The sequence below is a fragment of the Borrelia puertoricensis genome (genome assembly GCF_023035875.1).
GTDB classification, from domain to species: Bacteria; Spirochaetota; Spirochaetia; order Borreliales; family Borreliaceae; genus Borrelia; species Borrelia puertoricensis.
Window position 1 is genome coordinate 244,291 of sequence record NZ_CP075379.1, and the last position, 16,338, is coordinate 260,628.

At 29.7% G+C, this 16,338-nt stretch carries 14 protein-coding genes, 1 tRNA gene and 1 pseudogene; 13 read left to right on the forward strand and 3 right to left on the reverse strand.

From position 1 onward, the window contains the following. Positions 1-183: 183 nt before the first annotated feature. The 7 genes and pseudogenes from bpuSUM_RS01180 (at position 184) to bpuSUM_RS01210 (ending at position 7,218) form a co-directional block, all read left to right on the forward strand. The gene (locus bpuSUM_RS01180) at positions 184-600 is read left to right on the forward strand and encodes a hypothetical protein (protein ID WP_247065420.1); all 417 of its coding nucleotides are present in this window, start codon (positions 184-186) and stop codon (positions 598-600) included. A 145-nt stretch (positions 601-745) separates the two neighbouring features. Beyond that, positions 746-1,507 carry an MIP/aquaporin family protein gene (locus bpuSUM_RS01185; protein ID WP_247065421.1) on the forward strand — a complete coding sequence of 254 codons (762 nt, stop codon included), beginning with the start codon at positions 746-748 and terminating at the stop codon, positions 1,505-1,507. 61 nt (positions 1,508-1,568) lie between these two features. After that, positions 1,569-3,062, forward strand: coding sequence for a glycerol kinase GlpK (glpK, locus tag bpuSUM_RS01190; protein ID WP_247066248.1), 1,494 nt, complete (start codon positions 1,569-1,571; stop codon positions 3,060-3,062). Positions 3,063-3,166: 104 nt separating this feature from the next. Then, a pseudogene (locus bpuSUM_RS09940) lies at positions 3,167-3,847 on the forward strand (MFS transporter). Continuing rightward, positions 3,783-4,364 (forward strand): MFS transporter, encoded by a 582-nt coding sequence (locus tag bpuSUM_RS01200; RefSeq protein WP_247065423.1) that lies wholly within the window; start codon positions 3,783-3,785, stop codon positions 4,362-4,364. The pseudogene bpuSUM_RS09940 and the gene bpuSUM_RS01200 overlap by 65 nt, the downstream one beginning before the upstream one ends. 233 nt (positions 4,365-4,597) lie before the next feature. Continuing rightward, the gene (gene glpQ / locus bpuSUM_RS01205; protein ID WP_247065424.1) at positions 4,598-5,614 is read left to right on the forward strand and encodes a glycerophosphodiester phosphodiesterase; all 1,017 of its coding nucleotides are present in this window, start codon (positions 4,598-4,600) and stop codon (positions 5,612-5,614) included. A gap of 41 nt (positions 5,615-5,655) precedes the next feature. Beyond that, positions 5,656-7,218 carry a glycerol-3-phosphate dehydrogenase/oxidase gene (locus bpuSUM_RS01210; protein ID WP_247065425.1) on the forward strand — a complete coding sequence of 521 codons (1,563 nt, stop codon included), beginning with the start codon at positions 5,656-5,658 and terminating at the stop codon, positions 7,216-7,218. Between the two features lie 204 nt (positions 7,219-7,422). Here bpuSUM_RS01210 and bpuSUM_RS01215 read toward each other — a convergent pair whose 3' ends face one another. From bpuSUM_RS01215 to bpuSUM_RS01225, 3 genes are read right to left on the reverse strand one after another with little or no spacing between them, the layout of a single operon-like run. Then, positions 7,423-7,917 (reverse strand): YaaR family protein, encoded by a 495-nt coding sequence (locus bpuSUM_RS01215; protein ID WP_247065426.1) that lies wholly within the window; start codon positions 7,915-7,917, stop codon positions 7,423-7,425. Continuing rightward, on the reverse strand, positions 7,914-8,456 hold the full coding sequence (locus tag bpuSUM_RS01220; RefSeq protein WP_247065427.1) for a bactofilin family protein: 543 nt from the start codon (positions 8,454-8,456) through the stop codon (positions 7,914-7,916). The genes bpuSUM_RS01215 and bpuSUM_RS01220 overlap by 4 nt, the downstream gene beginning before the upstream one ends. Then, positions 8,457-9,482 (reverse strand): M23 family metallopeptidase, encoded by a 1,026-nt coding sequence (locus tag bpuSUM_RS01225; protein WP_247065428.1) that lies wholly within the window; start codon positions 9,480-9,482, stop codon positions 8,457-8,459. Positions 9,483-9,712: 230 nt separating this feature from the next. On the opposite strand from bpuSUM_RS01225, the gene rdgB reads away from it, so the two are divergent. From rdgB to leuS, 6 genes are all read left to right on the forward strand, one after another. Continuing rightward, complete coding sequence (gene rdgB, locus bpuSUM_RS01230; RefSeq protein WP_247065429.1) at positions 9,713-10,312, forward strand: RdgB/HAM1 family non-canonical purine NTP pyrophosphatase; 600 nt, start codon at positions 9,713-9,715, stop codon at positions 10,310-10,312. 134 nt (positions 10,313-10,446) lie between these two features. Continuing rightward, a complete protein-coding gene (pepF, locus tag bpuSUM_RS01235; RefSeq protein ID WP_247065430.1) occupies positions 10,447-12,216 on the forward strand; it encodes an oligoendopeptidase F in 1,770 nt (589 codons plus the stop codon). Positions 12,217-12,230: 14 nt separating this feature from the next. Further along, positions 12,231-12,938 (forward strand): phosphatidylcholine synthase, encoded by a 708-nt coding sequence (gene pcsA / locus bpuSUM_RS01240; RefSeq protein ID WP_247065431.1) that lies wholly within the window; start codon positions 12,231-12,233, stop codon positions 12,936-12,938. 9 nt (positions 12,939-12,947) lie between these two features. Continuing rightward, positions 12,948-13,556 (forward strand): DedA family protein, encoded by a 609-nt coding sequence (locus tag bpuSUM_RS01245; RefSeq protein WP_247065432.1) that lies wholly within the window; start codon positions 12,948-12,950, stop codon positions 13,554-13,556. Between the two features lie 18 nt (positions 13,557-13,574). Beyond that, positions 13,575-13,658 (forward strand) — tRNA-Leu (locus bpuSUM_RS01250). Between the two features lie 143 nt (positions 13,659-13,801). Next, entirely contained in the window at positions 13,802-16,330 is a 2,529-nt protein-coding gene (gene leuS, locus bpuSUM_RS01255; protein WP_247065433.1) for a leucine--tRNA ligase, read from the forward strand. Positions 16,331-16,338 lie beyond the last annotated feature (8 nt).

Genomic DNA, 16,338 nt, shown 5'->3' on the forward strand with positions numbered 1-16,338 from the left:
ATTTAAACACATAAAAACATAAATTATTAAAAAATATAAAGCAATAAAATGTTTAAAAAAATGAATAAAGTATTAGTAAATTAATATTTTTAAATTATTGACATTAATAGTAATAAAAAATAAAATCTCTAATATACAAAACAATTTCATATACTTTAATGTTTAAATTCAGGAGAATATTCGATGAATAGCAAATACAATCTAAATAGTCAAATAACATTGTTTAAAGGAATAATTAAAAAATTCATAAAGAAAAGATGTAAAAAAATTTTCATCTCAAAAAGATTCACAAATAAAATTAAAGAATTAATCAAAATTTTTAATTTATATAGCACAAATCATATAATCTTAAACGAACAAAAAGGCAATGGTCACAATTGGCAAAAATTTATAACTCATAATCTTATCCCCCTGATAGCAAAAGATTTATTAATGAATAAGAATCTATACTACAAAAACAAATATAAAGAGCATATCAATGCTTTAATATCAAATTTCACAAATTTTAAGATAATAGATATTGAAATATTAAATGAAAAAAGAGCAATTAATCAGCACAAAAAGACTTCTCTTAAGCTTCCATATTTGGCAATAATTTAAAGGATTTAACATAACTAGTACATATTAAAAAAATATTATGAGAGAAAATGAAAACAAAAAATTATAAAAAAATACCATGTAAGTTGAAAAAATTATAAAAAATTAATTTCAAAATAAATTTTAAGTAATATAAAGGGGTTAAAGTATGATTTATATAAGATTCAAAGAATTTATTGCAGAATTTTTAGGTATACTTATTTTACTGGCACTTGGAACAGGTTTTGTAGCAATGACAACCTTATTCCGATCAAACCCTTCTGTAACTGGAGAAACAATAAAGGGAGGCTATACAAATATAGTACTTGGCTGGGGACTTGGTGTAACATTCGGGGTTTATACAACAGCAAGAATTAGTGGTGCACACTTAAATCCTGCCATTAGCATTGAATTAGCTACTATTGGCAGATTTTCAACAGTAAAACTTTTTCACTACATTTCAGCACAAATACTTGGAACATTTTCTGGGGCTCTAATGACATTAATTGTATTTTACCCCAAATGGATAGAAATAAATCCTGAATTTGAAAATACCCAAGGAATCATGTCAAATTTTCCTGCTATTCCTGGGTTTTGGTCTGAATTTATCGACCAAATATTTGGAACATTTTTACTGATGTTTTTAGTTTTAGTTATTGGAAAATTTATAAAAAGAGACACTCAAAATCCATTTTTTCCTTTCATTATTGGATCAATAATTTTAGCCATTGGAATAAGCTTTGGGGGAATAAATGGTTACTCTATTAATCCAGCAAGGGATTTGGAACCAAGAATATTATTACTACTAGCCGGTTTTAAAAATCACGGTTTTGACGAAATTACTGTATTCATCATGCCCATATTAGGTCCAATAATTGGCGCTATCCTAGGTGCTAAAGTTTACGAATTTACCTTAGAAGACAAAAAATGATCCTAAATACAATTCAAACTAACATTGGTTATGACAATAATGTTAAGGAGGAAAAATGAATATGAAATATATTCTATCTATTGATCAAGGCACAACTAGCTCAAAAGCAATAATATTTGACAAAAAGGCAAACATAAAAGGATTTGCACAAAAAGAATTTAAACAAATTTATCCATATCCAAGTTGGGTTGAACATAATCCAAACGAAATATGGAGTTCGACATTAAGAGTCATGGCAGAAGCTTTAGCAAACGCAAGAACTTTTCCCAATGAAATTGAAGCAATTGGAATTACGAATCAAAGAGAAACGACAATTATTTGGGATAGGCAAACAGGACATCCAATTTATAACGTAATAGTCTGGCAAGACAGAAGAACAGAACAATTTTGCGATGAATTAAAAGCAAAAGGACAAAATAAAATTTTTTTAAAAAAAACAGGTCTTATATTAGATGCTTATTTTAGCGGTACAAAAATAAAATGGATATTGGATAATGTTGCAGGAGCAAGAAAACGAGCAGAAAAGGGAGAATTATGTTTTGGAACAATAGATACTTGGATGGTCTGGAACCTTACTAAAGGAAAAATACATATTACAGATTATTCCAATGCATCAAGAACCCTACTCTTAAACATTAAATCACTTAAATGGGACGAAGAACTATTGCAAATATTAGACATCCCAAAATCAATTTTACCTGAACTTAAACAAAGTTCCGAAGTTTATGGAAAAACCGACTCCTCTACACTGGGAACAGAAATCACTATTTCAGGAATTGCAGGTGATCAGTTTGCAGCAACATTTGGACAAGCATGTCTTCAAAAAGGAATGGCTAAAAATACCTATGGAACTGGCTGCTTTGTTACTGTTAACATAGGAAAAAACCCTATTATTAATGAACAACAAACAATTTTAACCTCAATTGCATGGGGAAGAAAAAATTCAATAACTTATGTTCTTGAGGGAAGTGTTTTCATTGGAGGAGCTGTAATTCAATGGTTAAGAGATAATCTAGAACTATTTAAAAAAAGTAGTGATGCAGAGGCACTGGCAGCCTCAGTAAATAATAATGGAGGTGTTTATTTTGTACCAGCATTTGTAGGACTTGGAACACCTCATTGGGATTCCTATTCTAGAGGAACAATTATTGGACTTACAAAAAGCTCAACAAAAGAACACATTACAAGAGCCGCTCTTGAGAGCATTGCATTGCAAAGCTTTGATGTACTAACTGAAATGCAAAACTCAACTCAAGATTTTGCAATAAAAGAACTAAGGGTTGATGGAAAAGCTAGTCAAAATAATCTACTTATGCAATTCCAAGCTGATATTTTACAGTGCAATGTTGTCAGACCAAAAATTACAGAAACTACCGCTCTTGGGTCTGCTTATCTAGCAGGACTTGCTGTGGGATATTGGGAAAGTGCTGAAGAGATTACAAATCTTTGGAAATCAGATAAAATATTTGAACCTTCAATGGAAAACAGCAAAAGAGAAGATTTAATCTATAATTGGCATCAAGCTATTAATAGAGCAAAGGATTGGATTCAATAACATTTATATTACTAATTTGTTAAAATCCAAAGACTAATATTTCTTAAATTATAAACGTAACATATAAAATTAATATTTGATAAACATAATGGAGATGTTAAATTATGAAGAAATTATTTGATTTTTTAAAACCAGCGCCTCAAATAAAGAGAGTAAACAAAGAAATAGAAGATTCACTATATAAAAAGTTAAGATTGCAAATCTTTATTTCAATATTTATTGGATATGTTGGTTTCTATTTAACTAGAAAAATTTTTTCATTTGCTATACCAAAGCTTGAAAAAGAGAGTTTCAATAAAGGCCAATTAGGAATAGCTTTATCTGGAGTTTCAATTGCATATGGATTTTCTAAATTTATTATGGAAAATATCTCAGCTCGAAGCAATCCTAGATATTTCCTAGCACTAGGACTACTGCTTACAACAATAATTACCTTGTTACTTGGATTATTTTCATGGTAATTACTAAACCCCACAACTGCAATAATGCTAATGTTCATTTTGATGTTTGCAAATGGATGGGTTCAAGGCATGGGATGGCCTGCGTGCGGGAGAACTATGGTTCACTGGTGGGCAAAAAAAGAAAGGGGAATAATTGTAGCTACTTGGAATTTAGCTCACAATATAGGAGGAGCAATTGGAATAATATCCACTTGGGCTTTGACTCACTTTAAAGAATGGCAAGCCATATTTTATGTACCAGCAATATTAGTATTAGGAATTGCAATATTTATTCTCATTACACTACGAGATACACCTCAATCTAGTAGGATTACCACCAATTGAAGAGTATAAAAATGATTATCCTGACGACTATACAGAAGAGGCAGAAAAAGAACTTGGTGCAAAAGATATATTTATAAAATATATCCTTAACAATAAATTGCTATGGTACATAGCTACTGCTAACGCATTTATATACTTTGTCAGATACGGAGTCCTAGACTGGGCACCATCATATCTTTCTCAAATAAAAAACTTTTCCATCAAAAATCCAGGATGGGCATATTCCTTTTATGAATTTTCAGCTATCCCTGGAACAATAATTTGCGGATGGATATCTGATAAAATTTTTAAAGGAAGCAGATCTGAGACTGGAATAATTTTTATGACTGCTGCTCTTATTACAATAATTATATATTGGCAACTACCAGAAAATAATCCAACACTTACAACTATTTTTTTAGCAATAATAGGATTTCTAATCTACGGCCCTGTTATGCTCATTGGTCTTCATGCTCTTGATCTTGCGCCAAAAAGCGGGCACTGCTGCAAGATTTTACAGGATTATTTGGATATATAGGGGGTTCTGTTACTGCTAGCGCTATTACAGGCTCTTTGTACTGTAACACTTTAATTGGAATGTTTATTTTTATCTATTAATAACTGCTTGCATATTTTCAATAATATTTATGAGTTTAACACTCAAGCAAGAAAAAAAATTAACAATACCAATAAAACAATAATTATATAAACATGGAAGCTTAATAAGTAAATATATTATAATGTAATCATCACAATATAAGGGGTTAAATAATGAAATTAATTAAACCAAAATTATTAATGCTTACAATGAATATTTTTCTCATCATTGCCTGTCAGAGTGAAAAAATGAGTATGACAAACAAAAAATCACCATTAATTATAGCTCACAGAGGTGCTAGTGGATATTTACCAGAACATACCTTAGAAGCTAAAGCATTCGCTTATGCTTTAGGAGCTGATTACCTAGAACAAGACATCGTTTTGACAAAAGATAATGTTCCTATTATAATGCATGACCCAGAAATTGATACAACAACAAATGTTGCAAAATTATTTCCTGAAAGAGCTAGAGAAAACGGAAGATACTATTCTGTCGATTTCACACTAGATGAGCTTAAATCACTAAGTCTCAGCGAAAGATTTGATCTAGAAACCAGAAAACCAATATATCCTAACCGTTTTCCCTTAAACGAATATAACTTTAAAATCCCAACTTTAGAGGAAGAAATACAATTTATACAAGGATTAAACAAAAGTACAGGAAGAAACGTTGGAATTTACCCTGAGATTAAAAGACCCTTATGGCATAAACAACAAGGTAAAGATATCTCTAAAATTGTAATAGAAATTTTAAATAAGTATGGATATAAGTCAAAAGAAGACAAAATTTATCTTCAAACATTCGACTTTGACGAATTAAAGAGAATAAGGGAAGAACTTGGATATCAAGGAAAATTAATAATGCTTGTTGGCGAAAATGACTGGGATGAAGCACCAACAGACTATGAATACATAAAATCACAAGAAGGTATGACAGAGGTTGCAAAATATGCCGATGGAATTGGACCTTGGATACCCCAAATTATCATTGATGGAAAAATAACAGAACTCACAAGTTTAGCACACAAATATAACATGGAGGTTCATGCTTACACATTTAGAATTGACTCATTACCTTCATATGTAAAAGATGCAAATGAGCTATTAGATATATTATTTAATAAAACTAAAATAGATGGCCTATTTACAGATTTTACTGATACAGTAGTGAAGTTTGTAAAACAATAAAACTATAACTATAATTTTAATAAGGAGAATATCTGATTTTTATGGGTAAAAATAAAAAAAAAGAATTAAGAGATATTGATAATCAAGGTTTTGACTTAATAATAGTTGGCGGAGGAGCAACTGGCCTTGGCATTGGAATAGATTCAATTACAAGAGGATACAAAACTTTACTCATTGAAAAATTTGATTATGCAAAAGGTACTTCCTCTAGATCAACTAAGCTAATACACGGGGGCGTAAGGTATTTAGCACAATTAAATGTGCCTTTAGTAAAAGAGGCCTTATATGAGAAAGCTTTACTTGAAACAAATGCACCCCACTTAGTTAGTAAATGTGCATTTGTTACGCCCATATATAACATTTTAAATATCCCTTACTATTATTTCGGATTAAGTTGGTATCACAACCTTCTTGGCAAGCATAAAAAATCTCAGTATAAAACAAAGCTATTATCAAAATCCAAAACAATAGAAAAAATGCCAAATATCAAAACCAAAGGCCTTAAATGCTCTGTTTTATATTACGATGATTCATTTGATGATGCCAGAATGGCAATAAGCATGCTTAGAACTTTCACTGAAAAAGGAGGAATTGCGTTTAATTATACAGAACCCACAAATTTTATCAAAAAAAATGGCAAAATATCTGGTGCTATTATTAAAGATAGAATGACTGGAAAACAAGTCATCATTAATAGCAAATGCATAATAAATGCAACAGGAATCTTTGCAGACGAGATCAGAAAATTAGATGATACTAATGCAGCTAACATTATAAAACCTTCCCAAGGAACACATTTGGTAATTAAAAAAGATAAAATACATACCGAATATGCAATGCTTATGACTAAGACAAGTGATAAGAGAATCCTATTTGCTGTACCTTGGTATGATGTCATTGTTTGCGGAACTACAGATATTGCAATAAACAAAATTGAAGAAGAGCCTAAAAGACTAGAGAGTGAAATTGAATTCATAATAAAAAATATGAATAATTACTTAGATATTAAAATAACCAAAAATGACATTTTAAGTGTTTACTCAGGAATTAGACCCTTAATAGTAGATCCCAAAGAAAAAAAAAATACCTCAAAAATATCAAGAAACGATAAAATATTTGTATCAGACTCAAATCTCATTACAATTGCCGGAGGCAAATATACTACTTACAGAAAGATGGCTGAAAAAGTTCTAAAAAGAGCAATAGAAGAAAATTTAATACCTGATTCAACGTCTATAACAGAAAATTTCAAGCTGCATGGATACATAGAAAGAGAAGAAGCACTTAAAATTCCTGAATATTTTAGAGCTTATGGAAGTGATTTCGAATATTTAAGTCAAATGAAAGACTTTAACAAAAAGATTCACACAGATTTGCCATTAAATGAAGCACAAATAACCTTTGCCATTGAATTTGAACAAGCAAAAACTGTCGAAGACATTTTATCAAGAAGAACAAGATCGTTACTTTTCAATGCAAAAGCCACAATTGAATCTACACCAAAGGTTGCTGAAATTATGATGCATAAACTTAGTAAATCTAAAGAATGGAAAACAGAGCAAATAAAAAGCTTTAAAGATATAGCAACAAAATATTTAGTTTAAAATATGGAGGATATGATATAATCCTCCATATTCCAAAATTCTCATGTATCATAAGCTTATATTATTTTATAAGGAAAAGAATACCTCAATAGTTATACCTGTACAAAAATAGTGCTCAATTTTCAGGTCCTGTCCTATCTTTTGTCTATAACAAATTTAAATAAAATAAAAATACTAACCTCAAAAAAAAGAGAAAACTCGGCCTCACTTAAGCAAATTTATAAGCAATCCTTGAATTTCTTCAAGACTACTTAAAAGTTTAATCTGAGAAACCTGATTTTGCAAAACAGAATAAGCAAGCCTATCAAGCTTTTCATTAATAATCCTAATAATACGATATTTAGGTCTTTTAAGCTCTCCATTATTACCTCCCCTTTGTTCTTTAAGCGAAACAGAAAATGATAAAACAACAGATAAAAATTCCCCTATAGTTTTTTTATAAAAAATTACATTTTGACGAGAAGGTTCACTTAAAAGCTTTTCACCAACATCATTAATCTTGTCTAACATATCTTTAATTAATTCAAGATTAAATTCACCATTTTCAAAAACAATAAAATGCTTATCTTCTCTTACAAGTTCAGCTTTAAATATCGAAGAAAAAATATTTGCTCTATTAACATTAACTTTCTTCTTAGTAGCCTTATAGTCTTTTGAATCAAGATTTAAAACTCCTGCAACTAAATTATTAATCTTCATCTATCTTGCTCGTCATCAAATAAGTACTTATCACGATCATCTATGCAAGTATTCTTAGTTAATTCTTCGCTACTCATTTCCTTATTTACTTCAATTAAAACACCTTCATCAACCTTATAAGAACCCGTATAAATCAACACATCTTTTTCAGAAAAACTAAGACTTCCAATACCAATATTCATATACCCATCAATAATTGCTCCTTCTTCAACCTCAATTGACTTACATGAAATATTGCCAATAATGCATCCTGACTGAAAAATCTTAATTTTATTGCTAGCCTGCACATTTCCAAGAACTATCCCAGAAACAACAACCTCATTTGCATTAATATTTGACTTAACTCGTCCTGTCTCTCCAATTATAACCCTTTTAGTAGAATTAATGGTTCCTAAAAAATCACCATCAATTCGAATAAAATTATTTGAAATTAATTCTCCTTTAAAAAAATCACCTTTTCCAACAATTGTTTTTACATCAGCAAAAATAAAAGATGACGAACTTTTCTTATCCTTTTTAATACTCAATAGATTCAACATTTATTTTGAAGCCCCCGTTGCTAAATTTAAATACATATCAGGATTTACAACTTGAGATCCTATGCGAACCTCATAATGAAGATGCGGACCTGTTGAATACCCTGTTTGACCAAGAAAACCAATCACTTGGCCCTTTCTAACATAAGAACCCTTAGAAATGTTTAAACGAGACATATGCGCATAAAGAGTCGAGAGTCCATACTTATGCTTAATTTGAACAAAGTTACCATAACCTGTTACCTGATAACTAGCTCTAATAACTTCACCATCAGCAGCTGCCACAATCGCTGTTCCAATTCTCACACCTGCAAGATCTATACCCTTATGAATATACCATTGCCTGGTAAAAGGCTCAATAGCCGGACCAAAATGCAGAGAAACAATACCATCGCCTTTAACAATTGGCCAAAGCGAAGGAATATCATTTAATAATTTATTTTGAGAATGAAGTAATTTAACAATACTCTTAAGGGGAGAAATTGACCCTTCTATTGTATTCTTAACATTTTTAAGATCATTTAATTCTTTAAGTGCATTGGCTTCTAACATTTGCAAATCAAGAAAATCCGCAAGATCCCCATCTAATTTACTCCGATTTAGATCAATATTATTCTCTTTTATTTTTAAGGAAACATTAAGTTCATCCAAAACCTTAGAAAAATTACTAGCAACAGAATTAATTTCTACAACTGTGTTTCTAAAATCCTCAATTTCAGATTCAGCAAGTGCATAACTTTTCTCAGTAGACTTAACAATAGATTTAAGAGTAACATAATTAATAGAAAGCAAAACAAACCCTATAAAAATCAAAAGAAAAAATAGAAAAAATAAAAACAGAGTTAAGAAAGAAATCTTTATATTCTTAACATCCCCTTTAACATGAGGTATAATCATAAAGCTAATATTTTGCCTAAAAATTGAGTAAACACTACTTAAAAGTTTAAAAAAGGAACTAAAAATCGTAAAAAAGATCTTATCCAATTTTTTAAAAAAAGATAAAATTCTAAAATCTCTTCTGTCTCTCATCACAAACCCCTCACCACTTATTCACTCATCAACAGAGATTTCAACATTTAAAACCTATTTGAAAGCTACAAATTCTGATTTAATGCTTTTAATGTTTAATATCAAGTAATACCCACCCAATTCTAAAATTTACCTTCCATATAATCACTATCTCCATTAAATCATAAATTATCTCTATAAGTACAATAGAAATACCAAAAATATAAATAAATGATTTATTATTATATACAATGAAAACATTATTCTTTGCAACTACTAATATAAATAAAATAAACGAAGTAAAACAAATTTTAGATATACCTAACATAAAAATCAAAATTCCCAAAAACTTCGATGTAAAAGAGACAGGCAAAACTTTTAAAGAAAACTCTTTGCTAAAAGCAAAAACTCTATTTGAATCTTTAGACAAAAAAAAATCTGTTTTTAGTGAGGATTCTGGGTTATGCATAAAAGCTTTAAATTTAGAACCCGGAATTTACTCTAAAAGATATGATCAATATAAATTAGGAAAAAAACTAGGAACAAATGAAAAAAACCATCTTATCATAGACTTAATGAAAGATAAAAAAAATAGAACAGCATATTTTATATGTATAGTCAGTCATATCTCTATAGACGGAACAATAACCAATTTTGAAGGCATCCTCAATGGAACAATTGCTTCGAATATTGATTGTTATAAAAAAAACGGATTTGGATATGATCCAATATTTTTAACTGCAAATAATAAAAGACTCAGTGAATTAACTCTTACAGAAAAAAACAAAATATCCCATAGAGGAATTGCATTTGCTAAATTTAAAAAATTTTTAATGCAATCTTTAAATTAATACCCAAAAAAAACAGATTTTAAAAAACAATACAAATCAAGTATTCAACTCAATTGTAAAATTACAAGTAAAGATTTAAAATGGTTATTATTTATAAATCACAATTAGTGGCATATTAACAAGGAGCAAGTCTGATGCTAGAGAGAAGCAAAATTAATGAAGATGACAAGTGGGACTTATCTTCTCTATTTAAAAACAATGAAGAATACAAGGAAACAGTCAAAAAAATAAAACTAAAACTTCAAGACTTCAAGAAATATGAAAAATTAGAATTCAACCTAAACATCTTTAAACAAGCATTAAATGATTACTATGAAATTGAAGAAGAACTGGAGAGAACAGTATATTACACACACATTCAATTAGAAACAGATGTAAGCAATCAGACCTCAAACGAACTTCGAGCAATCAATATCAACTTAGAAACATACGCATCAAATTCCACTTCATTTTTTATCCCAAAAATTTTAAAAACAGACACAAACCAAATAAAAGAATGGCTGCAGGACATAGAACTCAAAGATAAAAAAATAGCTATTGAAAAAATCTTAAGAGAAAAAGAACACGTCTTAAGCAAAGACGAAGAGAGAATATTAGCTAACTATACATCTCTTTACTCATCTTATAATGATATATTTTCTGCACTAACAAATGCGGACATGGAATTTGGAGAAATTGATGGAAAGTCATTAAGTAATGCCACTTACAATCTATTTCTTCAAAATGAAAATCAAGAAATACGAAGAGAAGCTTTTTTGAAATTTTATCAAGAATATAAAAAACATGAAAATACATTATCCAACCTCTTAATTGCCGATATCAATAAAAATAAATTTTTAGCCAAAACAAGAAAATTTGAAGATACTATTTCAATGAAACTTTTTCAAAACAATATTGATAAAAAAGTTTATACGAACTTAATTGAAACGGTTAACGAAAATCTATCTGTACTTCATGAATATTACGAATTTAGAAAAAATATACTTAACCAAGAATATCTTAATCATTATGATGTCTATGTTCCTCTAACAAAAAACATCAAATTCAAACACTCCTTTAAAGAAGCCTGTGACAAAATTTTAAAATCTCTAGAAATACTAGGAAGCGAATATACAGAAGTACTAAAAAAAGGTCTCTTAGAAGAACGTTGGGTTGACAAATATGAAAATAAAGGAAAAAGAGCAGGGGCATTTAGTGCAGGATCATATAATGGGAAACCTTATATATTAATGAATTACAAAGATGAATCAATAAGAGATATGTTTACCCTTACCCACGAAGCAGGACACTCTATGCATTCCTATTTTAGTATCAAAAATAATCCATTCCCTCAATATCAATATTCTATTTTTGAAGCAGAAATAGCATCCACAGTGAATGAGCAAATACTTGCAGACTATTTACTAAAAAATGAAAATGATATCGAAAAAATAAAATACATTAAATTAAACCAAATCGATGACCTACTTGCAACATTTTTCAGACAAACAATGTTTGCCGAATTTGAATATATCATCCATGAAATGATCAATCAAGATGAGCCAGTGGTAAAAGAAACAATTAAGACAACCTATTTAAACTTACTAAAAAAATACTTTGGTCCAAATTTTAAATTCGATGAAAACAGTTCACTCGAATGTCTTAGAGTTCCTCATTTTTACTCACCATTTTACGTATATCAATACGCAACAGGCATCACAGCTGCTCTTTTGATATATAAAAACATAAAAAATAACAAAAAAGATGCTACCAAAAATTACATAGATTTTTTGAAAATAGGAGGTTCTAAATATCCCTTAGAATCCTTAAAAGTTACTGGTGTTGATTTAAGCTTAAAATCAACAATAAAAAATACAATTAATATATTCAAAGAACGTCTTGAAGATGTAAAAAAATTATTTTAATAAAGGAGTAAGCTTTGAGGAAATTATTAAATCTTATTTTAGCCTGGTCAGTACATATTTTAACAGCTTCCGGATTAATAGTCAGTCTTTACTCAATAATCTCCATAATAAACACAAATTATAATCTTTTATTAAAACTTACCATTCTTGGACTTTTAATTGATGGGATTGATGGCACACTGGCAAGAAAATTAAAAATAAAAGAAATAATCCCAACAATAAATGGAGAACTTCTTGACAATATAGTAGACTACATAAACTATACGTTCATTCCCACAATATTTTTTTACTACGGTAATTTCATAAGCAATGAATACAAAATAATAACTTGCATTGGAATTTTATTGGCATCAGCATACCAATTCTCAAGATTAGACGCAAAAACTAGCGACGATTACTTTAGAGGTTTTCCATCTTTATGGAATTTGTTAATAATCTTTAACATAATCTTCAAACTAGACCAAACCACAAATCTTAGTATAATATTATTATGTATCACATTCAGTTTTGCACCAATTAAATTCATCTACCCTTCAAAAACAAAAGAATTCAAACATATAACACTTCCTGTAACAGTAATAACAGCCCTATCAGTAATACTTATAACATTCACAAAACTGTCAGACACTTATTTAAAGATAGGTAAAACACTAATAATTTTTTATTGTCTATATCTAATCTTAATGAGCATATATTTAACTTACAAAACAAAAAAAAAATAACGAGGTATTATGCATACCATACTAGAATTTATAGATTTCAATATAGCTTATTCTCCAATTGTATTTTTTGGACTACTTATTCTTGCAGGTTTTAACATTCCCATTTCTGAAGATGCAATAGTAATAATGGGGGGAATACTTTCTAGTCGAAAAAATGAGTATACAATCTTAATCTTTCTAGGAATTTTCTGGGGTGCTTATATTGGCGATATAATCTCATTTTATATAGGCAAATTATTAGCTAACAAATTCTTAAAACAAAAAAAACAAACAAATAAATTGATCTATAAAATGAACTATTACTATAAACGATACGGAAGCCTAACTTTACTATTTGGAAGATTTATTCCATTTGGATTTAGAAACGCAATATTTATATCAGCAGGAATGGGCAATATGCGTACCAGTAATTTTCTTATAACTGACTTTTTTGCAGCCATGATATCAATTACAACTTACTTTATACTAAGCTTTAAGATAGGTGAATCGTTTAAATTAATATTTCCTAAAATTAGGATCATATCATTAATAGCATTTATCATCATCACAATAATAATTTTAATAATTTACATTATAAGAAAGAAAAAAATTAAAAAAGTTGACAAACTTTTCAAATAGCAAATATAATATGTATGCGCTGTGGTGGTGGAAGTGGTATACACGCTAGCTTGAGGGGCTAGTGGGCGTAAGCCCATGCTGGTTCAAGTCCAGTCCACAGCATGCTTTAAGAGAAAATCTAATGTTACAAACTGTTAAGTTAATAAAAGTATTAAATATTTAATTTGCTTTTCAATGAAGTAACTATGAATATAAAAAAATATATATAAACCTTAAATGGAATATTACTATTTACTGAGGGGCGGATGTCTGAGTACAATTTTACCAAAATAGAAAAAAAATGGCAGAATTATTGGGATAAACATAAAACATATAAAGTTAATGAAGATACAAGTATTCCTAAAGAGAAAAGAATCTATATTCTTGATATGTTCCCCTACCCTTCAGCTAATGGACTTCACGTCGGTCATCCTGAAGGTTACACAGCAACTGACATCTTAACAAGATATAAACTCTTAAATGGATTTAATGTACTTCACCCAATGGGATTTGATAGTTTTGGATTACCCGCAGAAAATTATGCAATACAAACAGGAGAGCATCCAAAAAAAATAACAGAAAAAAATATTGAAAAGTTTAAAGAACAAATTAAAGCATTAGGATTTGCCTATGATTGGGATAGAGAAATCAGAACTCACGATGAAAATTACTACAAATGGACACAATGGATTTTTCTAAAACTATACAAAAAAGGTCTAGCTTACATAAAAGAAATGCCCGTATGGTACTGCCCTGATCTTGGGACAGTATTATCGAACGAAGAAGTTATCCAAACACCTGATGGGCCCAGATCTGAGAGAGGGTTTTATAAAGTAAAAAGAAAACCCTTAAGACAATGGGTTCTTAAGATCACAGAATATGCAGAGAGGCTAATTAAAGATCTTGAAGAGATAGACTGGCCTGAATCTGTTAAAGAAATGCAAAAAAATTGGATTGGAAAATCAATAGGAGCCGAAATTGAATTCTCAATAAAGGCAAGCAAAGAAAAGATAAAAGTATTTACAACAAGACCAGACACAATTTTTGGAGTAACATATTTAGTACTGGCACCAGAGCATAACATAGTCGATGAAATCACAAAAGATGAACTTAAAACTATAACTTCAGAATATAAAGACAAAGAAATCCTTAAAAGCGATCTTGAAAGAACTTCGCTTGAAAAAGATAAAACAGGAGTATTTACAGGCGCATATGCTATTAATCCAATAACTGAAGAAGAAATCCCAATCTGGATAGGCAGCTATGTACTTGGAACTTATGGCACTGGAGCTGTGATGAGTGTCCCAGCACACGACGAGAGAGATTTTGAATTTGCAAAAAAATATAACCTGCCAATCAAACAAGTAGTGTCTCAAACAGGAAACAATGAAATACTAAGAAAACCATTTACTGAGAATGGAATTTCAATTAATACCCCAGAAGAATTTAACAACCTCAAAACTGAAGAGGTAAAAACAAAAGTAATAGAATGGCTTACAAAAAACAAAAAGGGTCAAAAAAAAGTCAATTATAAACTCAGAGATTGGGTTTTTTCAAGACAAAGATACTGGGGTGAACCCATTCCTATTATACTTGATGATAATCTAAATGAAACACCATTAGAAGAAGATGAATTACCGTTAAAACTCCCAAAAATAGAAAATTACAAACCATCAGGTACAGGTGAATCTCCTCTCGCAAAAGTCCAAAATTGGGTCAATGTTAAACGTAATGGAAAAACATATAAAAGAGAAACAAACACAATGCCTCAATGGGCAGGTTCCTGCTGGTATTACATACGTTACCTTGATCCAAACAACGAAAAAGAATTTGCAAGTAAAGAAAAAATTAATTACTGGATGCCCGTTGATCTTTATATCGGAGGTGCTGAGCACTCAGTATTACACTTGCTATACGCAAGATTTTGGCACAAAGTTCTCTATGATCTAGGATATGTCAATACAAAAGAACCCTTTAAAAAACTCATCAACCAAGGAATGATAACATCATTTGCATATCAAGATGAAAATGGCATTTTAATTCCCAATGACGAGGTTGAAAAGAGAAATAATAAGTTTTTTTCCAAAACAAATAATAAGGAACTAAAACAAATAATTGCCAAAATGTCAAAATCACTCAAAAATATAATAAATCCAGATGACATTATTAAAGAATACGGAGCAGATTCAATGAGAATCTACGAAATGTTCATGGGACCTTTAACTGATTCAAAACCTTGGAATACACAAGGACTAATTGGAATTTTTAGATTCTTAAACAAAATATGGGCCATTAAAAACAAAGAACTAACAAAAGAATCAGCACCAAAAGAAATAATATCCGGACTTCACAAAACAATAAAAAAAGTAACAGAAGATATAGAAAATTTAAATTTTAATACCGCAATTTCATCATTGATGATATTCATAAATGAACTTTTAAAACATGATAAAAATTATTTGGAAATCTTCAAACCCCTAACCATTATCCTATCACCATTTGCGCCTCATCTAGGAGAAGAACTATGGGAGTATATGGGCGAAAAACCTAGTATATTCAAAAACGCAAAGTGGCCAAAATACGATCCAAATCTTATTATTGATAATACAAGAGAGATTGTACTACAAGTTAACGGAAAAATTAAAGACAAAATTATATTAAACAAAGGTATAAAAGAGGACACTCTTAAAGATATTGCACTTAAAAATCACAAAATCATGCAAAATATACAAAATAAGCAAATAATAAAGATCATTACGGTCAAAGATAAACTGATAAATATAGTAACAAGATAACGAGGCAA